This is a genomic window from Azohydromonas aeria (assembly GCF_009760915.1).
Classification (GTDB): Bacteria; Pseudomonadota; Gammaproteobacteria; order Burkholderiales; family Burkholderiaceae_C; genus Azohydromonas; species Azohydromonas aeria.
This window is the reverse complement of the sequence record NZ_VIDQ01000156.1, coordinates 1-4518: the sequence shown is the minus strand read 5'-3', so window position 1 is coordinate 4518 and position 4518 is coordinate 1. Positions and strand designations below refer to the sequence as shown.

The window sequence follows — 4518 nt, the reverse complement described above, 5'->3', positions numbered from 1 at the left end:
GGCGGCACCGGCACCGGTACGGGTACCTTGGGCGGCACGGGCAGCGGCGGCACCCTGGGCACGCTGCCCGGCGGCCCGGGATTGCCGTCCGCGACCGTGCCGGGCGGCACGGTCACGACGCCGACGCTGCCGGGCAGCACGCTGCCCGGCACGACCGCCCCCGGCACCACCGTGCCGAGCCCCACGGCGCCCGCCCCCATCGGCTCGGGCACGCCCCTGCCCGGCACGACGGCGCCGGGCACCACGCTCCCGGGCACGCCCCTGCCGGGCGCCCTCCCGCCCACCTCGCCCCTGCCGGGCACCATGCTGCCGGGGGCCCCGCTGCCAGGCACCACGCCGCCCGGCTCCACCACGGTCCCAGGCGGCACGTTGCCCGGCGGAACCGTGCCGGGCGGCACCGTCCCGGGCGGCATCGGCACGCGCTGAGGCCGGGCGCGGGACTCCCGTGCCGCCGTGCAGCGTGGGCGGATTGAAGCGGTCGGCGTGCCGATTCCCTCTTTTGAGGGTACGGTGTTTGCCATCGGAGCCGACCGTTCCAGTCCTTCGCCGCCATCGATGCCCGTTGCCCGCCCCTTCGCCCTGGTGTTCACCCTGGCCCTGGCCTCGCTGCTGGGGGCCTGCTCCGTCCTGAAGCCCCAGGGCGACGCGGAGGCTGCCGCCGCGCGCGGCGAGCCGCCGGCCGAGGGGCCGCCGCGCTACGACATCGAGGTCGAGGCGCCGCGCGAGCTGCGCGCCCTGGTGGCTGACAACCTGGACCTGGCGCGCTTTCGCACCGTGCCGGCCGAGGAAGGGCTCAGCGACGAGGAGCTCGACCGCCTCGTGGCCGCGGCGCCGCAGCAGGCGCAGGCGCTGCTGCGCACCGAGGGCTATTTCAACGCCCGCGTCGAGGCCACGCGCGAGCCGGCGGCCGCAGAGGGCAAGCTGCCGCGCGTGGTGCTGCGCGTGGAGCCCGGGCCGCGCACGACCATCGCCTCGGTGGACGTGGACGTGCAGGGCGACCTGGCACAGCGCGCCGAGGCCGGCGACCCGCGCGCGGCGCGGCTGCGCGAACGGGTGCAGAAGGACTGGGGCCTGCGGCCCGGCGATCCCTTCACGCAGGGCGACTGGAGCGGCGCCAAGGGCACTGCCCTGGCCACGCTGCACGCCGAGGGCTACCCGGCCGCCGACTGGCGCGAGACGCAGGCACGCGTGCGTTCCCTGGAGCAGCAGGCCGACCTCATCGCCCGCGCCGACAGCGGCCCGCGCTTCCAGCTCGGCCCGGTGCGCATCGAGGGCGCCGACCGCTACGGCGAGGACGCCATCCGCAACCTCGCCGACTTCGAGCCCGGCGAGGTCTACACCCAGCGCAGGCTGCTGGAGTACCAGGACCGGCTGCGCCTGAGCGGGCTGTACGAGGGCGCCTCCGTCACGCTCGACACCGACCCGGCCCAGGCCGCGGCCGCGCCGGTGTCGGTGCGCGTGCGCGAGCAGCGGCTGCAGAACGCCACGCTCGGCCTGGGCTACAGCAGCGACACCGGCCCGCGCTTCACGCTGGAGCACATGCACCGCCAGCCCTTCGGCCTGAACTGGACCGCGCGCAACAACTTCGAGATCGGCAACCAGCGCAAGCTCTGGGAGTTCGACCTGCGCTCCTACCCCAAGCCGCGGCTGTGGCAGAACCTGGTGGCCGGCAACGTCGAACAGCTCAAGGTCAACGACGAGGACCGCTTCTCGACGCGGCTGCGCCTTGGGCGCAGCCAGGACCGCAACCGGCTCGAACGCCAGTACTACGTCGAGGCGCAGCACTCGCGCGTGGATTCGCCGCTGGGCCGCACCGAAGCGCAGGCGGTCACCGGCAATGCCGACTTCACCTGGCGCCGCGTGGACAACCGGCTGCTGCCCACCCAGGGTTACGCCCTGATCCTGCAGAGCGCGCTGGGCTATGCCCGCGGCAGCAGCGAGGCCGAGAGCGGCCCGCTTGGGCGGCTCTACACCCGCATGCTCTATTTCCGCCCCTTCGGCGACGGCTGGAACGCCCGGCTGCGGCTGGACCTGGGGCAGGTGTTCGCGCGCGAGGCGGTGGGCGTGCCCGACCCGCTGCTGTTCCGTGCCGGCGGCGAGGAGTCGGTGCGCGGCTACGACTACCGCGGCCTGGGCCCGGAGGTGGACGGCGTGGTCACCAGCGGGCGCTCGCTGCTCACGGCCAGCGCGGAGGTGGCGCACCCGATCTCGCGCCGGCTGCCCGCGCTGTGGGGGGCGGCCTTCATCGACGCCGGCAACGCCGCGGAGCGCTTCTCCGACCTGCGCCCGGCCGTCGGCGTGGGCGTGGGCCTGCGCTACCGCAGCCCCGTCGGCCCGCTCAACCTCGACCTGGCCTACGGCGTCGATGACCGGCGCTTCCGGCTTCACGTGACGGCCGGCGTGGCGTTCTGACCTCCGTTTCCCGTTCCCGATTCATGTCCGCGATCCCTACCCCGTCCGACGCCGGCACGCCGCCGCCGCCGCCTCCCGTTCCCCCGCGGCGCCCGAGCCGCCTGCGCCGCGTCCTGCTGCTTCTGGCGCTGCTGCTGCTGAGCGGCGTGCTGGCCGTGGCCGCGCTGGCTTGGTGGAGCCTGCGCACCGAGCGCGGCACCGCCTGGGCGCTGCGCCAGCTGCCCGGCGTCGAGGTCACGAACCCGCGCGGCACGCTGCTGGGCGACTTCGGCGCCGAGGCGCTGGTGGCGCGCTGGGGCCGCGGCGGCGAGGTCCGGCTGGTCGATGTCGGCTGGACGCGGCTGCGCGTGGGCCGGCTGCGCCTGTCGGGGCCCTACGCGCAGGTCGCCTTCGACACGCTGTCGGCGCGCCAGGCCTTCGTCACGCTGCCCGCGCCGCAGGAGCCGCCGCCACCCAAGTCGCCCCCGCCGCAGCAGCTGCGCCTGCCGGTGACGCTGGAGGTGGGCGCGCTGCAGGTCGGCGAGATCCACGCCGCCGCGCTGGGCGATGCGCCGCTGCGCGACCTGCGCGCCGCGCTGCACGTGGGCGAGTCGGGCGGCGCCCGGCACCGCGTCGAGGGCTTCTCCGTCTCGCGCGGGCCGCTGCAGGTGCGGGGCCGGGCCCAGGCCGGCGCCGACGCGCCCATGCCGGTGCAGGCGGAAGTGACGCTGGCGCAGCCGGCGCAGGGCACGCTGCCCGCCTGGGGCGCGGCGCTGCAGCTCGACGGGCCGCTGGCGCAAATGGCGGCACAGGCGGCGCTGCAGGCGCAGTCCGCGCCGCCGCAGACGCTGCAGGCCACGGCCACCGTCACGCCCTTTGAAGCCTTTCCGCTCGCCGGGCTGCAGGCTCGCGCCCAGGCGCTGGACCTGCGGGCGCTGCTGGAGGCCGCGCCGCGCACCGCGCTCAGCGGCCAGGCCGCCATCGAGCCCGCGCCGCAGGGCCGGCTGCAGGCGCGCGTGTCGCTGGCCAATGCCCTGGCCGGCCCGTGGGACGCCGGCCGCGCGCCGGTGCGCGAGCTGCGCCTGGACGCGCTGCTGGACCCGGCCGATCTCGGCCGCGTGCAGCTCAACGAGTTGCAGGCCCTGTTGGGCAGCGCCCAGGCCGGTGCCGGCCGCATCAGCGCCCAGGGCCGCACCCAGGGCGACGGCTGGACGCTGCAGGCCACGCTGGACGGCGTGCAGCCGGCGCGGCTGGACGCGCGCGCGCCCGCGCTGACGCTGGGCGGGCGCCTCGACGCCACCGGGCGCGGTTTCCTGCCCCCCGCCGCGCCGGCAGCGGGCGCGTCGGCTCCGGCCGCGCCGCCGGCACCGGCCGCGGCGGCGCAGGAACGCGCCATCGAGCTGGCCGGCAACCTCGCCGGCAGCCTGCAGGCGCCCGGCGGCACGCAGCCCCTGAAACTGGAACTCGGCGCCCTGTGGCAGGCCCGGGCCGGCGCGACGCTGCTGGAGCTGCGCCGGCTCGAAGGCAGCGCCGGCCGGGCGCGCGTGTCGGCGCAGGGCCGGCTGCGCCAGGCCGCGGCCGACGCGCCCTGGCAGGCCGAGGCCCGCGCCGGCGTGGACGAGCTGGACCTGCGCCCCTGGTGGCCGGGCCCGGCCGACGCGCCGCTGCGCCGCCTGCCCAGCCGCCTGGCGGCGCGCGTGGAAGCGGCGCTGACCCTGCCCACGTCCGGGCCCGGCGGCGGCGACCCGCTGGCCTGGCTGGCCGGGCTGCAGGGCCAGGCCCGCGTGAGCGTGCCGCCCAGCCTGCTGGCCGAGGTGCCGCTGCAGGGCGAGGCCACGCTGCGCGGCACGGCGCCGGGGCTGCAGGTGGCGCTGGACCTGGATGCCGCCGGCAATGCCGTGCGCGGCAACGGGCTGCTGGCGCGCAACGCCGCGTCGGACCGCTGGCAGGCCGCCATCGACGCGCCGGCGCTGCAGCGGCTGGCGCCGCTGGCGGCGCTGCTGCCCGCCCCGGCGCCCAGCCCGGCGGCCCAGGCGGCAGCGAAGCGCGCGGCGGCCGCCGCCTCCAGGACCACCCGCCCCGGCGCGACCGCGGCGCCGGTGGCGGCCGCGACGCCGTCGCCGGCCA

At 77.8% G+C, this 4518-nt stretch carries 2 protein-coding genes and 1 pseudogene; 2 read left to right on the top strand and 1 reads right to left on the bottom strand.

Annotated elements, in window-relative coordinates; all coding sequences use genetic code 11:
• A pseudogene (locus tag FJ694_RS37520) lies at positions 1–419 on the bottom strand (hypothetical protein); the annotation flags it as partial.
• Between the two features lie 136 nt (positions 420–555).
• On the opposite strand from FJ694_RS37520, the gene FJ694_RS35885 reads away from it, so the two are divergent.
• Together FJ694_RS35885 and FJ694_RS35880 are read left to right on the top strand one after the other, a co-directional pair.
• Entirely contained in the window at positions 556–2412 is a 1857-nt protein-coding gene (locus FJ694_RS35885; RefSeq protein WP_157272302.1) for an autotransporter assembly complex protein TamA, read from the top strand.
• A 23-nt stretch (positions 2413–2435) separates the two neighbouring features.
• Positions 2436–4518, top strand: a 2083-nt coding sequence (locus FJ694_RS35880) for a hypothetical protein (RefSeq protein ID WP_157272301.1), incomplete at its 3' end; no start/stop codon positions are given.